Here is a 14,764-nt window from a genome sequence, read left to right on the forward strand (position 1 = left end):
CTTGTGCTAATAAATTCCAAGTATAAGACCTTTATCACCTAAACTGGTTCAATTTCTTTCAGGTGACGCTGCGCGGATACTCGAGCGGCAATACAACCTAAAAGACTACCAGTCATGATTAGTAGCAGAGATTCATCCCAGCTCAAGCCAATCAAGCGGAATTGGCTGTCGTAAAGCGAGGCTAATTGCTCAACCGCATTGTTCATAACAACCGTAATCAATGCCGTGACTAGCCACGCAATACTTGCCCCAAGCACACCGAACCACATGCCAGTGTATAAATAAGGGCGCAGAATGAAACTGTCGGTTGCACCAATCAGCTTCATGGTTTGAATCTCTTCTTTGTTCGCCAACACATTAAAGCGCAATGTATTGCCGACGATTAAAAATACAGCACCCAACATCAGCACTGTCAGGGTGATGACAATAATGCTAGCAAGGGTTTTTATCGCATCAAGGCGCGCTAGCCAGTCTTCATCGAGCCTAACGTCGGTAACGTCTTGTTGCTCACGAACTTCTTTAGCAAGCGACTGAATATCACTTTTTTGTTCTGAATCTGGCGTAATTACCAACACGCCAGGGAGCGCATAACCACTCAATAAGCTCAACGCTTGGTCAAAGCCGGCGTATTGGCTTAAATCAGATAGACCTTGTTGCGGCGAAATATATTCCACCTCTTTTACCAAAGGCCAAGTTTCAATCTGATCTTTAAGCACCATCACACGCGCATCAGGCATGCCTTCGACTAAGTAAGCACTCACTTGAGATGGCGACGCGACGTCTTGCGCAGCACTCGCCACGTTTTTACCCAGCAAATACAAGCAAGCCGGCATCGCTAACGCTACCGAGATGACGGCCAAGGTAAGAATGTTACCCAATGGACGACGCCATAATGCGCCAAAAGAAGATTTTGCTTGTTTTACATGGACAGAGAAAAAACCATCGGTATTTGCACGCTTGGCACTGCGACCTTTCCCTTTTTTCTGGGTGCGCTTGTTACCTACCATAGTCTTCTACCTCACTTAGGAAGCCTTGGTTCAATTCAAAATGGCGATATTGTGGGCGAGTGTTTACTAACCCGATATCGTGCGTCGCAAGAAGGATCGTTACGCCAGCACGGTTAAATTCTTCGAACAGTCGTAACACACGGTTAGACAATTCTGGATCGAGGTTACCAGTTGGCTCATCCGCCACCAGTAAGGTTGGTCGATTCACGACAGCGCGTGCGATACCAACACGTTGTTGTTCACCACCAGAGAGCTGGCTTGGCAAACAACGGGCTTTATCAAGCAAGCCCGTTTTATCCAACGCCGCAGAAACACGGCGTTTGATTTCGTTTTCAGAAATCGACTCGATGCGCATTGGCAGCGCGACATTGTCGAAGACGCTGCGATCCATCAATAAACGGTGATCTTGGAAAACAATCCCGATGTTGCGACGCAAGAACGGAATGTCTTTGTTTGGGATACGCGTGATGTCGTGGCCATTAAAATGGACTTTGCCATCGGTTGGACGCTCTATCGCACATATCAGTTTCAACAAGGTACTTTTACCTGCTCCGGAATGTCCGCCTAAAAACGCCATTTCTCCGCGTCGAAGGTGAAAGTCGACTTTCTGCAAGGCTTGTCGACCACCTCGGTAAGCTTTGCTCACTTGCTGAAATTTGATCACCGTTGATTTCCTCTAACTCTTGTTATTCTTCGCGACTAAACAGAGCGTCAATGAACTCTTGAGTTTCAAATGGACGCAAGTCTTCAATGCCTTCGCCTACACCAATGTAGCGAATTGGAATTTCGAACTGATCAGCAATGGCAAAGATAACGCCACCTTTCGCCGTACCATCCAGCTTAGTCAATGTAATCCCGGTTAGAGGGGCAACATCACTGAAAAGTTTCGCTTGGCTAATCGCATTTTGACCTGTACCTGCGTCTAGCGTCAGCATGATCTCGTGTGGTGCCGAGTCATCAATCTTCTTCATCACACGCACGATCTTACGCAGCTCTTCCATTAGGTTGGCTTTGTTTTGTAGACGGCCTGCAGTATCGGCAATAACGACATCCACACCGCGTGCTTTTGCCGCTTCAATTGCATCGTAGATAACGGAAGCACTGTCAGCACCTGTATGCTGAGCAATCACAGGAACGTTATTACGCTCACCCCAAACTTGTAGTTGTTCTACTGCTGCAGCGCGGAAAGTATCGCCCGCTGCAAGCATGACTTTTTTACCTTGGCTTTGGAATTGCTTCGCTAGCTTACCGATTGTCGTTGTCTTACCAACACCATTCACACCGACCATTAAGATAACGTAAGGCGTTTTGTTGGTATCGATCTCAAGCGGTTGCTCTACTTTAGATAGGATTTCGGCCATCTCTTCTTTTAGCAAGCCGTAAAGCGCTTCGCCATCTTTCAAATCACCGCGAGAGGCTTTCTCTGTCAGGTTATTGATGATTTTCGTGGTGGTATTCATACCCACGTCGGCGATAAGCAGCTGTTCTTCTAATTCTTCGAAAAGGTCTTCATCGATTTTTTTACCGCTGAACAAGCCGAAGAAACCCGCACCAATGTTTGCCTTAGTGCGACTTAGGCTGCGCTTAAGGCGAGCAAAGAAGCTTTCGGTTGGCTTTTCTTGTTCTTGGACACGAGGCGCAACCGGCACTTGTGGCTCTTCTGCTTCTGCTTCTGCTTCTGCTTCTGCTTCTGCTTCTGCTTCTGCTTCTGCTTCTGCTTCTGCTAGGACAGCCTCAACATTCTCTGGTTCTTGTTCAACCGTTGTTTTTTCTTCTGCTTGCTCGGCAACGTCTTCTGTTGGTTGTTGCTCGGCGGCAGGTGCTTCCACTGCTTCTTCTTTTACTGATTCTTCAGTTGTCGGTTTTTGGCTTTGCTCTTCATCACCAAAACCTAGCCACGAAAGTAATCCGCGCTTCTTTTTTTCCGTCATCTGGGGCTATCCTAGATTGTCTTCTTATCTATTAATGACTCTTTTCTGACAAGATTATTATCTTTACTGAAAAGGCGAATGACAAAGTTATGAAAACTTTCCAATTAGGTGAATCTAATCTTATTAGTGTTACACTCTGTCATCTTGAATATTCTGGGCTGTATCCAAGCTCAAAGCTTGGGCGATTGGATATAGTATCACTTTATTAGCGGTCAAAAAATCTATGGTAAGACGTCGCCAGCAAAACTCATCACAAAAAAAGCCAACAACAGGCTTTGTGCGCATTATTAGTGGCTTATGGAGAGGCAGAAAGCTCCCTGTTCATGATGCAGAAGGCTTACGCCCAACCACGGATCGCGTAAAAGAAACCCTGTTTAACTGGTTGGCTCAAGATGTCCCACAAGCGAAGTGTCTTGATTTGTTCGCTGGCTCTGGTGGCCTTGGCTTCGAATCCGCTTCTCGCCAAGCCGAACTTGTGACTATGATTGAGCTAAACCCGCAAGCATTTCAGCAACTGCAAAAAAATGTGTCCTCTTTGAATGCCAATAACATTCACGTTGTGAACACCGACGCTCTCAGCTTTTTGCAGCAACCGGGGACACCGCACCACGTAGTATTCATCGATCCGCCGTTCCGCAAAGGATTATTGGATGAAACCGTGACCTTGCTGGAGCAAAACGGCTGGCTTGCTGAAGATGCGATGATTTATATTGAAACGGAAAAAGAGCTAAGCATTGCTGGGCTGCCAGAAAGCTGGCGCTTGCACCGTGAGAAAACGGCAGGCCAAGTGAGTTATCGTTTATACGAACGCTCACCAGCTTAAAGCCTCGATTTAAAAGGATAGTTAAATGAAAGCACTATTGATACTGGCTAAAGCGGCCATCGCCTTCGTATGGTTCGTGTTGATCCTCAACTTCTTTATGCCATTCCCTGGTAAAGCGGCGATTGCGTTGTACATCATGACCGCTTTCTTGTTCATCATGCACGGTCTGCAAATGGCCATCTTTATTGGTGCATTTGGTGACAAGATTAAGATGAGCGCATGGGAAAAGTATTCGATTTTGATTTTTGGCATCTTTGCTCTGCTCGACATTCGCCGCAAGCATATGATGTAAAAGTCTCAGATAAACAAAAGCCGCTCACAAGAGCGGCTTTTTTGTATTTGTTTGGCGCTAGCCTAGGTAGCTTTTCACACCATCAAGGAACATTTGGGTAGAAATCATGACCAACAGCAAACCCATCAAACGCTCGACGGCTTTTAAGCCACGCTCACCCAAAATACGGTGGAAGAAACTGTAGAACATCAAGATAAAGAACGTCGCTCCCCACGCAATCAAGACCGCAGCGGAAAGCTCCATAATTTTGTCTGGGTGTTGAGAGGAAAGCAAAAGCAACGCTGCAATCACAGATGGTCCCGCAATCATCGGAATCGCCATCGGCACAATAAACGGCTCTTCACCTGCTGCAAGCCCGGTAATGCTGCCTGCGCTTGGGAAAATCATCTTAATCGCGATGATAAACAGGATGATACCGCCAGAAATACTCAAGGTTTCAGGCTGAACATGAAGGAAGCTCATGATGCTCTGTCCTGCGAACAAGAACAGCATCAAAATCATCAAGGCGAACAGCAACTCTCTGATCAATACTTTGCGGCGACGCTTCGCATCAAGGTGTTTAAGAATGGAGAGCACAATCGGCAAGTTACCGAGCGGATCCATAATAAGAAACAGCATGGTCGCTGCAGAAAGAATGTCCATGTTCTGACCTCGACGGAAAAATTGGCGGCCAGTATAACAAAGTGATTGAGTGAATATATGGTTGAAGGCGAAATGAATGTATCGCCTTCATTAATGATGGGTTAGCCGCCGCTTAGTGATTACAAACGCGCGCCATATTGACGACAAACTTACCTTCCAGTTCGCGTACTTTTTCACGCTTTAGTAAAAACTCTAGCAATGCATCTAAGTCTAGATCATTCAGCTTGCAGGTATGAAAACGCACTTCACTACCGAAGTGAGCCGCTAGCTCATCACGATTCATTGGGGTTTCACGAAGTAAGTTCAGTAAGTTGTGAGCATGAATTTCAGTCATTATCGACTCCAGTCATTAAATGGAATCCACTCAGTTTACTCAAAACGTAGCCGCTGACTTTGACCTAAGTTAGTAAATGATAGAGGCAACAATAAGTGCATGAGCCAAGAAGTAACTGCCACTTACCCAAACATACGCTCGCTTCATCGGCTTACGATATCCATGTATCGCGTAGGCTAAGGCGGAATAAATCATGACGAGAGTGCCGCTAAAGCCGAGAGCATTGGCAAAGCTCGGCACTTGTAACCACACCTCTCCTGCTGCCCAAGCTAGCTGAACCAACATGATCCCCATGATAACAACAGGAAAGACCATAGAATCCAGTTGAGGGAGCAACAAGAAGAAGGCCACGATACTCGCTGCAAGAAGCAAAGCTAACAGCCACCAAACGATGTCACCATTAAGCTGAATCCAGAACGATTTGCTGTAACAGATTTGTGCCAATAGATAACCGGCAAAATAAAGAGGCTTTCGAGATTTAAACGAATGGAGGGTATCGGCGAACATTGAAACCAATAAGCCACCAGCAATCCAGTAGGTGTGAGGTGCCGAAGCCCCCTCCGTGAGCGCCAGAACTAGCAGCAATAGCAGAGTAAAGATTTTAAATGCCAGAGACTGTGTCGGATTGGCCTGTTTCGCCCCCAACACGGAATATATTCCTGATAGCCCTATCGCTAACCAACTCCACATGCCGATACACCTTTCACGTAATCTCGCCGCTAGTCTAGGTAGACCAATCTTGATGTAAAGACACAATCAGTGAAAGTTGGATCTCGATAGCGAATCACGACATTTTGTAAACGGAACTTACTCAATTACTGATTATCGTTTTTCTCACAATTATTGAGCCCAACTATCTGACTTTGAATGTTATGGATAACTTCATCAAAAGACCTAACCTTCAGAAATTGAAAAACAAACCGCCAATCTGTTCGCCATACAACCGTTATGAGCAAATAACCGACACAAAAGCTAGATCCACCACCTCTGACCACTCAGAAAGGTAAAAACACCGTCCCATAACAAGATAAACAACTATTGGCTCAACAATTGTGTAGAGTAAAAATTCAAACGATCACACTTAACTGCCTGATATAACAAAGCATAATCCAGAAAAACAATAAAAACCTAACCTTAGCTATTGTGGATTAAAGCTAAACCCTTTTGGTGCTGAGATTTTCTCATTGAATAGGAAAAAGAGAACAAGATGGACGTCCATAAATGTGAGCCTCATTAGCATAAAAGCCAATTTTCTCAACTTTTGAGAAATTCAGCAAAAATAGTTAACCAACCTCCTCGCTGAAACAAGAAACACTATTTCATCATAAGATTACTCATATTTAACACATGAAAATCATACACTTAAAAAAGAAAAGAAGATAAAAACAACAAGTCGAACACTTAAAGAACAGCACAAAAAACACAGTTTTATTAGTCAATTCAGGGTAAAAACACTTAAGTTAAGTGCGAGTTTTGAAAACTTTTCCGCTTTGAAGTTGATCAAAGCTCAAAAACAGTGCTATATTATTTACATCGAGTTCATCAATGATTTTAGGGGTAGTGTTATGATTTCTTCTTCTCAAAAACAAGGGCTGGTAATGATTGCAGTGGTTGTTGGTTTAATGACACTGCCAATGATGTACTAAGTTACTGTTTACAATAAAAAAGGGACGCTTTCGCGTCCCTTTTTTATTATTCAAATTTTACTGTCTACAAATGCTTAACTAGAATGTCCCAATGCATGTAGTAAAAGCCGAGCGCAGCAAGCGTTATCAAGGCCATTAACAAAATCGCCGCTCGCCAAATAAAGCGTGAACTTCTCGGTGTCAGCTCTTTTTCGCATGCATCACATGCCGCTAAAAAGCCTTTTCGATCGTCCAGTTTATAATCCTCTTCGTGAACAACCTTATTCCGCACTGTTGCGATAAAACGCAGCTTTGCTACCACATCATGTGGTAAGCGCTCCTCGCAGCTAGTGATCAATTGATGTAGCCCTTTCCCTTCTGCATGGTATTGCGTGCGCAGAAGTTTCTCGATCGTTCGGGTACGCATGACTACTTTCTCAATATCTGACATCGTAACCCTCCTTACTTGACCCTTCCTTTGTCCGTCATTTCATTCTTCTATAAATTTAGAGCTTTTTCGAGCCAAAAGGTGCAAATTTCCTTTTAAATTGTGCTCTTGCACGCATATAAAATGTGAAGTGCGCCGAATAAAATCTACGACACTTTTACTAGATCACGAATAATTTATCTCAACTCATAGTTTAATCAGGGAGTTCTGTAAAATAGGCACCAATGAAACATTGGAGGTTATCATGCCAATCTCACTTATTTTGGCTCTGTTCGCCCTGATCGCACTAGGTGCATGGGCATTTTTCCGCTTCTATAGCAAACATTACTTTGGTGAAGACGCGCCAGAACAAAGCGCGCAAGTGACCATATTAGACAAGCAAGCCATAGAAGTTCCGGATGCCGAGTTAGGTCAAGACGACCAAGAATATTGGATCTACGTTCAACGTGGCGCTATTGGCCCTAAACGCGAATTCCAAATCGGTGTGCACTATTACCACGCGCTGAATCCTGGTGATAAAGGCACACTGACCTACCGTGGCGACAAGTTTTTACACTTCGCCCTAAAACGCTAACCTACGGCAACAGCCAACGAGTCTTGGCGGATTTCGAGAATAGATAACTCATCCCCAAGGCTCCTGCACCACTCAAAACAATCCACACCGGAATCACCCATGCAGGGTGACCTTCATACCAACCAAACGCTTTCATCGGCCACAAGAAGATTGGGTGTAACAAATAAATCCCTAAGCTGTGCTGACTAATAAAGCTCACTACTTTTTGTGTCTTCGGTGCCAAACCTTCACCGAAGTAGCGACATAACATAAAGATCATTGATGCCGCTAAAATCACATTCAATGTTTTGTAAGAGAACCAGCGCCCTACGGTGTACTTGTCCAATTCCAAACTGTTGGTCACCACCATGGTGAAAGTCACGGCCAAAGCGACTAACCCTAAGCCAGTAAAGATCGAAACGGTAGAGCGACTGAGAGGCATCTTTTTAAATAGTACATAGCCGAGCGGCAAATACCCCATGTAAAGCCAGTATTGATTACTCCAAGGACCATCAATCTTAAATAGGAACAAAGTACTGGTCAGTAGCCAAACAGCAAGATACGCATAGAGGACGTTCTCATCGCAATTGCGGACCACCCATTGGAATAACGGAATAACAAAATAGAGCGGGATAAAGTAGTAGAAGAATCCAAGGTGGTAGTAAGTCGCATGATGTGGGCTATTACCAACGACTTCTTTGACGGTCTCGAAATCAAAACCTTGCGCTGTCCAACCGGATAGATAGGCGTAGAACATCGACCAAACTAAGAAAGGCACCAACACTTTACCCAAACGCCGTTTAACGTAGTACTTGGCATCAAAAGGACGCGTATCACTGAGCATCAGCGCACCAGTGATCAAAATGAATACGGGCACCGCCCAGCGAGTCACACTGTTTACGCCTACCGCTGTCAACCATTGGTCAAATGGAATCACTCCCAACTCATTACGATATGGCGCTAACACATGAATGGCAATCACCGCGACCGCAGCGACACAACGTAATAAGTCGAAAAACAGAACCCTTTCTCTCATACCCTTACCTACTTTGATTGGCTTTACGTCTATAGCATAGGGTAATTTTCATCCAGTGAAATAGTTAACAATCTGTTTTTGCTTATTTTTAACTCAGCGATGACGCACCAATATCATTGATTTGCACAATGGTTAGCGATAAATCCTATTGTACAAATAGGATCAGCACCCCTAAGCTTTCTCAGATATGAAACAGATTTAACCGTTTTATTCCATTAGGATGCTGGACAGATTATTAAGAGAGGTCTTTATGAAGAAAACATTATTAGCGTCACTGGTTTGTGTAGTGGCTTTAGCTGGATGTAATCAAAAGGAAGAGACCGTGGCACCAACACAATCGCAATCGGAAGCGAACCCTATCTGCAGCGCTGAAAACCTTGCTGGCGGCTGGTCACAAGGTGAAGTAACACCAGAAGCTCAGCAAGCACTCGACTTTGTACTTGGTCAGATGAATACCGCGGCTAAGCTAAAAGAGATCTTAAGCGTACGAACTCAAGTGGTGAATGGTCTTAACTACGCCATTGAATTCGAAATGGACAATGGTGAAGTATGGAACACCATCGTTTACCGCTCACTGAAAGGTGATATGGAAATGACGCAACCTGCACAACAAGGTCGTCTTTGCCCATAAGCAAGACTTGCTGATTTGCGATACTGAATCGTAAAAACAAAAATGGCTCCCAATATGGAGCCATTTTTTATTTCTAAGTCGTAAACCGATTTAAGCCGTAGCCACTTTGGCCTTTGGTAGCTTGATAGAAATTAGCGTTGTTAGTGCTAAGAAAGCAAAAGACACCCACAAACATGCCGCTAGACCCGCTTCTTGGTAAATCCAACCAGACAGAACCGTACCAATCAAACGTCCCATCGCATTCGCCATATAGTAGAAGCCGACATCCAGTGATACTCCATCGCCCTTCGCATAACTAACAATCAGGTAAGAATGCAGAGATGAGTTCACTGCGAACACAGCGCCGAAAATCATCAAGCCCACCACAATAACAAGCTCTGGTTGCCAACCGATTTGCACGCCATAAGCAATCGCACCAGTAATGACAGCAAGGATACCTGCCCAAATTAATGCCGCGCTGCCATCTGGCACTCGACCTTGCGCTTTGCCGGTAATACGAGGCGCAAAACCTTGAACGAATCCGTAAGCAATCACCCAAGCCGCGAGGAAGCCACCCACCATCAAGTGATCCCAACCAAACACGCTGCCAAGATAAATCGGAAGAGCAACAACAAACCACACATCACGAGCGCCAAATAGGAACATACGTGCAGCGGAAAGAATGTTCACCGATTCTGACTTAGAGAAAATTTGACGGAACTTAGGTTTGCTCTTCGCCTTACCCATATCCGCTTCTAGCCAGATCAAGCTGCATACAAACACAACAGCCAGCACACTTGCCATGATGACCATCGAAGTTTGGAAACCAAACGCCGACAGCAACAAACCACCAACAAAGAAACCCGCACCTTTCAGCGCATTCTTCGAGCCCGTTAAGATCGCAACCCACTTATAAAGTGCACCTTGCTGCTCGTCTGGCACCAAAGTTTTGATCGCGCTCTTGGCACTCATCTTATTTAAGTCTTTGGCAATACCTGAAATTGCCTGCGCCGCCATTACCCAAGGAATGGTCAACCAAGCATTGGGCACTGCCAACATCAGCAAGGCAAAAATCTGCATCCCTAAGCCGACGTTCATGGTTTTGTTCAAACCAAGTCGAGCACCTAGCCAGCCACCAACCAAGTTGGTCACTACGCCAAAAAATTCATAGAAAAGGAACAGCGAAGCAATGGCTAAGCTTGAGTAGCCTAAGTCATGGAAGTAAAGCACCACCAGCATACGGAGTGCACCATCCGTCACAGTGAAGTTCCAATAGTTGAACGTCACCAGCATATACTGACGGATACTTTTACTTAGTTTTGAAATCATAACGACCTCAGATGTACAGCATTTAGAGCATTTAGATCATGATGTTCCAAATGCTCTATGACCTGAACACCAGCATTGAGTCACCTCAACACTGGCGCTAAATTGTGAAACAAGAACTGATGAGAAATCTAAACATTATTTATTAATAAACAATAATTTAAATATAGAATCAGTAAGCAAGAATCACATAAATTGGTAAGCCATTAAGGCATAAAGAAAGCTTTTAGATCATGATGTTCCAAAAGCCCGATAAGCTGATCAAGCGTTTTGAGCCACACGCTCGATGTACTCAACTTGTACTGGTTTAGTGAAAGCACCAGGACGCAGCGCTTGCACTTCACGTACGATGTCTTCTAGCGCCCAATCTTTCTCTAGCAGTAGGTGCGCAGCGAACAAACCTGTGCGACCAGAGCCACCCATACAGTGCATGGCAACCTTGCCACCTTGAGCAAGAATCGAGTGAAGTTCAGGACTCGCTTGTGACCATTTTGCCGCGAACTCTTCGCCCGGAGCACAGTCATCTTCAATCTCAATTTGGAACCATTTCATGCCCAATTGTTGAGTCAATTCACCCAACGCAGACACGTCTTTTGCTGCTAGTTCAGCATTATCAAGGGCAGTAACAATCGCTTCTACGCCTTGCGCTTTTAGCTGCTCTAGCGAAGCTTGCAGTTCAACACCTTTGGTACCAGGACATGGAGTCAGTACCAAAGCGCCCGTTTCTAAATCTAATTGCCATGTAGGATGAGACATCTTAAAACTCCTTATGCCATACCAACGTTACGAACCAATTCTGCAGTACGCGTCGCGTAACCCATTTCGTTATCGTACCAAGCGTAAATCTTCACCATACGAGAGCCCACAACCATAGTTGATTGCGCATCAACGATCGTTGAACGTTGGTCGCCTTTGTAATCGATAGAAACCAATGGACGCTCTTCAAAGCCAAGGATGCCTTTTAGCTCACCTTCAGAAGCTTCTTTCAGTAGTGCGTTAACCTCTTCAACCGTGGTGTCACGTTTCACATCAAAAATGATGTCAGTAAGTGAGGCGTTTGCCAGAGGAACACGCACCGCGTGACCGTTAATCTTGTCTTTTAGGTCCGGGAAGATTTCCACAATTGCAGTCGCACTGCCCGTAGTGGTTGGGATCAAGCTCATGCCACATGCACGTGCACGACGTAGGTCTTTGTGCGGCGCATCCAGAATCGTTTGTGTGTTAGTTAAATCGTGAATCGTTGTGAATGACGATTGTTCAATGCCCAGTTTCTCGTGAATCACTTTCACGACTGGTGCAATACAGTTCGTTGTACAAGACGCTGCGGTTACGATGCGGTGCTGCGTTGGGTCGAAGATGTGGTCGTTCACACCCACTACGATGTTAGCTACGCCGTCTTCTTTTACTGGTGCGCTAACAACAACACGTTTTACGCCTTGTTCTAGGTATTTGTTTAGGAATGAGGTTTTGCGATGAACGCCCGTTGCTTCAATCACAACATCACATTGACCCCAGTTCACAGCATCGATATCACGCTCTTGTGAAGTCGTGATGCGCTTACCATTGATCACCATGTCTGTGCCTTCAACTTGCACTGCATGGGTCCAACGACCTTGAACTGAATCGAACTCAAGTAAGTGGCCAAGAGTCGCTGCATCACCCGCAACATCGTTGATGTGCACGAACTCTAGCTCTGGCCAATCAAACGCTGCGCGTAATGCCAAACGACCAATTCGACCGAAACCGTTAATACCTACTTTAATCGTCATAATCTTCTACCTTTAAGCTTTCGCTGGTTAACAGCACGCTGCACGAGCTTTGTCTTGCAAACGTGAAATATCGTCTTGGTACTCTTGCTTTAAGCAGTTCGAGGCCACCAAGTCATCAATCAATTTTTGCATCCATCCCGGTAATTGATCTGACAGCTCGTAGTACACCCATTGCCCCTGGCGTTTATCAACTAAAATACCATTTGATCTTAGCTGAGCCAGATGGCGAGAAATCTTTGGTTGGCTTTCTTGTAGCGCATGGGCTAAATCACCAACACAGGTTTCCCCTTCACGAACCACCAGCATTAAGCAACGCACACGAGTCTCGTCGGAAAGAAGTTTGAAGAACTGATGTGGAAGCATACTTACATACCTATATATGGATATGCGCATATAGTTATTTAAAAATAGGATGCCGTCAAGCGATCGTGCTCGACTGTAATAAAAGTTTAATATTTGATCAGATTAGGCGCCAGAAAAGGTCTGACTCCAGCGAACGGCTTCGCCAAGTTCAGACTTCACGTCATCGACAGAAAGACCGAGTTGCTGGGAGAATTGCTCCACGCCTGCCCAGTCTGCACGCTCGTAGCACTCTTCAATTGCCAGTAACGCGCCGTATTCACCTTGGCGATGCAACAAAGCTTGCTGCACGGAAGGGCTTAACGGTAACTGGCCAACTAAAGATTCGACAGACAAATCGAGCATGGCATCGAGAATCGACAACAAGCCAACCATAAAACCCTGCTCGTTGAGATGCGAAAGAGGTTGATAGCGCGACATGGCTTCGCAGAATTGAGCGCGTTGCAAAGATAAGTTGTACAACTCACGCGGCTTCTTACTGGAGATATAAGACGCCACCACCAGCGAGACAAACATTTTGAGCTTCTCTTGCCCAAGGTAAATCAAAGCTTGGCGGAATGAAGTAATGGTCACTTCTAATGTGGTCGATTGCGTGTTTACAAAACGCAATAACTTGTACGACAGCGTGACATCTTGAGTAATGATGTTTTCAATCCGGTCGAAGTCAGGATCGGGAACACACACTTCTCTAAATAACTTAAGTGCCAGTACTTGCTCGGGGCTTACGTATTTAGTCTGCATCACTTCCGGCTTACTGAAGAAGTAGCCTTGGAAGAATTTAAAGCCCGCCTCTTTAGTCGCTTCAAACTCAGCTTCGGTTTCGACCCGCTCAGCTAAGAAGTGGTATTTGGTGCGCTTTTTGGTGTGCTTCTTAACTAAATCGCACGCATTTTTCAGCCCCATCGCCATGATGTCGAGTTTCACGATATGAACATAAGGCAGAAAACGACGCCATTCGTCAGTCAAAGTGAAATCATCGAGCGCGATCAAGTAGCCTTCACGGTACAGTTCGCGAATGGCTTCAAGCAGTTCATCGGTTGGTTGGCAGGTTTCGAGTACCTCAACCACGATTTTGTTTTTCGGCAAGCTTCTTGGCAGCCGACGCAACAAACTTTGGTGAGGAAAATTGATGAAACATCGCGAAGATGCAATCAGAGGATTGGTTCCGACAGAGAGAAAGTTCTCTACTATCAATCGGTATGTCGCCCTGTTTGAATCGATGTGTGCAGGATAGGCATTGCTTTCACCATCACGAAACAACAACTCATATCCCAGCGTCTGTCTTTTTCGATTAAAGATAGGCTGGCGGGCGACATACGCATTTTTCATTCGAAATTATTGTGCTTTTTATAATTTGTTACTTAGCTGCCGCTAATAATGCACCACATCCCATGAACATTGAACCGAATACTTTATTAATTTTGCCCATGATCTTATCTGAGCGAATAAAGCGCCCCATTTGTGCAGCCAAACTGGTGTAACCCAGCATCACAAACGCATCAATGGTTACTGTGGTCACACCCAATACCAACAGCTGCGTCAATTGGTCTTTCGCTGGGTCGATAAACTGTGGAAACAGTGCCACCAAGAAGACGATCGATTTTGGGTTTGTCAGGTTAATAAGAATGGCTTTGTACAACAGAGAAGTACCTGACATGACTTTGTGGCTCTCGGTTGCAACCAAACCAGACGTATCACGCCACTTTTGAATGCCAAGCCAAACAAGGTACGCCGCCCCCACCCACTTGATCACGGTAAATGCCGTTGCCGATTGCGCGACCAACGCACCGATACCAGCACCAACCAGAGCAATATGAATCGCCAAACCAATTTGTAAACCAACGATAGCACCCAATGACTTGCGCGTGCCGTAACTCAAACCATTGCTGATTGAGTTGACGGTACCAGATCCCGGAGCCAGACTAAAAACGATTGCTGTTACCACATAGGCTAACCAAACGTGGGTATCCATTGCATTTCCTCAATAATTCTTCGATGATACATCGCG

18 protein-coding genes are annotated in these 14,764 nt (G+C 45.2%); 4 read left to right on the forward strand and 14 right to left on the reverse strand.

Annotated elements, in window-relative coordinates; translation table 11 throughout:
- Window positions 1–38: 38 nt before the first annotated feature.
- From ftsX to ftsY, 3 genes are read right to left on the reverse strand one after another with little or no spacing between them, the layout of a single operon-like run.
- Window positions 39–1,007 (reverse strand): permease-like cell division protein FtsX, encoded by a 969-nt coding sequence (gene ftsX / locus VCHENC03_RS18825; RefSeq protein ID WP_009705153.1) that lies wholly within the window; start codon window positions 1,005–1,007, stop codon window positions 39–41.
- Window positions 997–1,671 carry a cell division ATP-binding protein FtsE gene (ftsE, locus tag VCHENC03_RS18820; RefSeq protein WP_005438501.1) on the reverse strand — a complete coding sequence of 225 codons (675 nt, stop codon included), beginning with the start codon at window positions 1,669–1,671 and terminating at the stop codon, window positions 997–999. Before ftsE ends, ftsX begins: the two co-directional genes overlap by 11 nt.
- A gap of 22 nt (window positions 1,672–1,693) precedes the next feature.
- Entirely contained in the window at window positions 1,694–2,938 is a 1,245-nt protein-coding gene (gene ftsY / locus VCHENC03_RS18815) for a signal recognition particle-docking protein FtsY (protein ID WP_009705154.1), read from the reverse strand.
- Window positions 2,939–3,161: 223 nt separating this feature from the next.
- Here ftsY and rsmD point away from each other — a divergent pair, with 223 nt between their 5' ends.
- Together rsmD and VCHENC03_RS18805 are read left to right on the forward strand one after the other, a co-directional pair.
- Window positions 3,162–3,761 (forward strand): 16S rRNA (guanine(966)-N(2))-methyltransferase RsmD, encoded by a 600-nt coding sequence (gene rsmD, locus VCHENC03_RS18810; protein WP_009705155.1) that lies wholly within the window; start codon window positions 3,162–3,164, stop codon window positions 3,759–3,761.
- A gap of 25 nt (window positions 3,762–3,786) precedes the next feature.
- Window positions 3,787–4,053: a DUF1145 domain-containing protein gene (locus tag VCHENC03_RS18805; protein WP_005438504.1), complete on the forward strand. Its 267-nt coding sequence runs from the start codon at window positions 3,787–3,789 to the stop codon at window positions 4,051–4,053.
- A 57-nt stretch (window positions 4,054–4,110) separates the two neighbouring features.
- Here the strand turns inward: VCHENC03_RS18805 and VCHENC03_RS18800 are convergent, their stop codons facing one another.
- The 4 genes from VCHENC03_RS18800 to VCHENC03_RS18785 all read right to left on the reverse strand — a co-directional run bounded on the left by VCHENC03_RS18800 (window position 4,111) and on the right by VCHENC03_RS18785 (window position 7,105).
- On the reverse strand, window positions 4,111–4,695 hold the full coding sequence (locus VCHENC03_RS18800) for a YhgN family NAAT transporter (protein ID WP_005438505.1): 585 nt from the start codon (window positions 4,693–4,695) through the stop codon (window positions 4,111–4,113).
- Between the two features lie 112 nt (window positions 4,696–4,807).
- Entirely contained in the window at window positions 4,808–5,029 is a 222-nt protein-coding gene (locus VCHENC03_RS18795) for a YecH family metal-binding protein (RefSeq protein ID WP_005438506.1), read from the reverse strand.
- Window positions 5,030–5,098: 69 nt separating this feature from the next.
- Window positions 5,099–5,719, reverse strand: a complete 621-nt coding sequence (locus VCHENC03_RS18790) for a lysoplasmalogenase (RefSeq protein ID WP_032802212.1) — start codon at window positions 5,717–5,719, stop codon at window positions 5,099–5,101.
- A gap of 1,020 nt (window positions 5,720–6,739) precedes the next feature.
- On the reverse strand, window positions 6,740–7,105 hold the full coding sequence (locus VCHENC03_RS18785) for a hypothetical protein (protein WP_005430355.1): 366 nt from the start codon (window positions 7,103–7,105) through the stop codon (window positions 6,740–6,742).
- Between the two features lie 241 nt (window positions 7,106–7,346).
- Between VCHENC03_RS18785 and VCHENC03_RS18780 the strand changes: the two genes are divergently transcribed.
- A complete protein-coding gene (locus VCHENC03_RS18780) occupies window positions 7,347–7,676 on the forward strand; it encodes a DUF2500 domain-containing protein (RefSeq protein ID WP_005438509.1) in 330 nt (109 codons plus the stop codon).
- A 1-nt stretch (window position 7,677) separates the two neighbouring features.
- Here the strand turns inward: VCHENC03_RS18780 and VCHENC03_RS18775 are convergent, their stop codons facing one another.
- A complete protein-coding gene (locus VCHENC03_RS18775) occupies window positions 7,678–8,691 on the reverse strand; it encodes an acyltransferase (protein ID WP_009705157.1) in 1,014 nt (337 codons plus the stop codon).
- A gap of 250 nt (window positions 8,692–8,941) precedes the next feature.
- Between VCHENC03_RS18775 and VCHENC03_RS18770 the strand changes: the two genes are divergently transcribed.
- Window positions 8,942–9,322: a cystatin domain-containing protein gene (locus tag VCHENC03_RS18770; protein ID WP_009705158.1), complete on the forward strand. Its 381-nt coding sequence runs from the start codon at window positions 8,942–8,944 to the stop codon at window positions 9,320–9,322.
- A gap of 90 nt (window positions 9,323–9,412) precedes the next feature.
- On the opposite strand, the gene arsJ is transcribed toward VCHENC03_RS18770, so the two are convergent.
- The 6 genes from arsJ to rhtB all read right to left on the reverse strand — a co-directional run bounded on the left by arsJ (window position 9,413) and on the right by rhtB (window position 14,728).
- Window positions 9,413–10,630 (reverse strand): organoarsenical effux MFS transporter ArsJ, encoded by a 1,218-nt coding sequence (gene arsJ, locus VCHENC03_RS18765; protein WP_020197735.1) that lies wholly within the window; start codon window positions 10,628–10,630, stop codon window positions 9,413–9,415.
- 258 nt (window positions 10,631–10,888) lie between these two features.
- On the reverse strand, window positions 10,889–11,383 hold the full coding sequence (locus VCHENC03_RS18760) for a cyclin-dependent kinase inhibitor 3 family protein (RefSeq protein WP_009705160.1): 495 nt from the start codon (window positions 11,381–11,383) through the stop codon (window positions 10,889–10,891).
- A gap of 11 nt (window positions 11,384–11,394) precedes the next feature.
- Window positions 11,395–12,396 (reverse strand): ArsJ-associated glyceraldehyde-3-phosphate dehydrogenase, encoded by a 1,002-nt coding sequence (locus VCHENC03_RS18755; RefSeq protein WP_009705161.1) that lies wholly within the window; start codon window positions 12,394–12,396, stop codon window positions 11,395–11,397.
- A gap of 27 nt (window positions 12,397–12,423) precedes the next feature.
- Complete coding sequence (locus tag VCHENC03_RS18750) at window positions 12,424–12,759, reverse strand: metalloregulator ArsR/SmtB family transcription factor (protein ID WP_009705162.1); 336 nt, start codon at window positions 12,757–12,759, stop codon at window positions 12,424–12,426.
- A 102-nt stretch (window positions 12,760–12,861) separates the two neighbouring features.
- Complete coding sequence (locus tag VCHENC03_RS0125455; protein ID WP_005438532.1) at window positions 12,862–14,085, reverse strand: EAL and HDOD domain-containing protein; 1,224 nt, start codon at window positions 14,083–14,085, stop codon at window positions 12,862–12,864.
- 28 nt (window positions 14,086–14,113) lie between these two features.
- A complete protein-coding gene (gene rhtB / locus VCHENC03_RS18745; RefSeq protein ID WP_009705165.1) occupies window positions 14,114–14,728 on the reverse strand; it encodes a homoserine/homoserine lactone efflux protein in 615 nt (204 codons plus the stop codon).
- Window positions 14,729–14,764: the final 36 nt, after the last annotated feature.

Source organism: Vibrio sp. HENC-03 (assembly GCF_000305755.2).
GTDB lineage: Bacteria > Pseudomonadota > Gammaproteobacteria > Enterobacterales > Vibrionaceae > Vibrio > Vibrio owensii.

Excerpts from the sequence above, each read along its gene's own strand:
- VCHENC03_RS18800 (WP_005438505.1), bottom strand. The coding sequence starts at position 4,695 with ATGGACATTCTTTCTGCAGCGACCATGCTGTTTCTTATTATGGATCCG.
- VCHENC03_RS18775 (WP_009705157.1), bottom strand. The coding sequence starts at position 8,691 with ATGAGAGAAAGGGTTCTGTTTTTCGACTTATTACGTTGTGTCGCTGCG.
- VCHENC03_RS18750 (WP_009705162.1), bottom strand. The coding sequence starts at position 12,759 with ATGCTTCCACATCAGTTCTTCAAACTTCTTTCCGACGAGACTCGTGTG.
- ftsX (WP_009705153.1), bottom strand. The coding sequence starts at position 1,007 with ATGGTAGGTAACAAGCGCACCCAGAAAAAAGGGAAAGGTCGCAGTGCC.
- ftsY (WP_009705154.1), bottom strand. The coding sequence starts at position 2,938 with ATGACGGAAAAAAAGAAGCGCGGATTACTTTCGTGGCTAGGTTTTGGT.
- VCHENC03_RS18805 (WP_005438504.1), top strand. The coding sequence starts at position 3,787 with ATGAAAGCACTATTGATACTGGCTAAAGCGGCCATCGCCTTCGTATGG.
- VCHENC03_RS18760 (WP_009705160.1), bottom strand. The coding sequence starts at position 11,383 with ATGTCTCATCCTACATGGCAATTAGATTTAGAAACGGGCGCTTTGGTA.
- VCHENC03_RS0125455 (WP_005438532.1), bottom strand. The coding sequence starts at position 14,085 with ATGAAAAATGCGTATGTCGCCCGCCAGCCTATCTTTAATCGAAAAAGA.
- rsmD (WP_009705155.1), top strand. The coding sequence starts at position 3,162 with ATGGTAAGACGTCGCCAGCAAAACTCATCACAAAAAAAGCCAACAACA.
- VCHENC03_RS18755 (WP_009705161.1), bottom strand. The coding sequence starts at position 12,396 with ATGACGATTAAAGTAGGTATTAACGGTTTCGGTCGAATTGGTCGTTTG.
- rhtB (WP_009705165.1), bottom strand. The coding sequence starts at position 14,728 with ATGGATACCCACGTTTGGTTAGCCTATGTGGTAACAGCAATCGTTTTT.
- VCHENC03_RS18790 (WP_032802212.1), bottom strand. The coding sequence starts at position 5,719 with ATGTGGAGTTGGTTAGCGATAGGGCTATCAGGAATATATTCCGTGTTG.
- VCHENC03_RS18785 (WP_005430355.1), bottom strand. The coding sequence starts at position 7,105 with ATGTCAGATATTGAGAAAGTAGTCATGCGTACCCGAACGATCGAGAAA.
- VCHENC03_RS18770 (WP_009705158.1), top strand. The coding sequence starts at position 8,942 with ATGAAGAAAACATTATTAGCGTCACTGGTTTGTGTAGTGGCTTTAGCT.
- VCHENC03_RS18795 (WP_005438506.1), bottom strand. The coding sequence starts at position 5,029 with ATGACTGAAATTCATGCTCACAACTTACTGAACTTACTTCGTGAAACC.
- arsJ (WP_020197735.1), bottom strand. The coding sequence starts at position 10,630 with ATGATTTCAAAACTAAGTAAAAGTATCCGTCAGTATATGCTGGTGACG.
- VCHENC03_RS18780 (WP_005438509.1), top strand. The coding sequence starts at position 7,347 with ATGCCAATCTCACTTATTTTGGCTCTGTTCGCCCTGATCGCACTAGGT.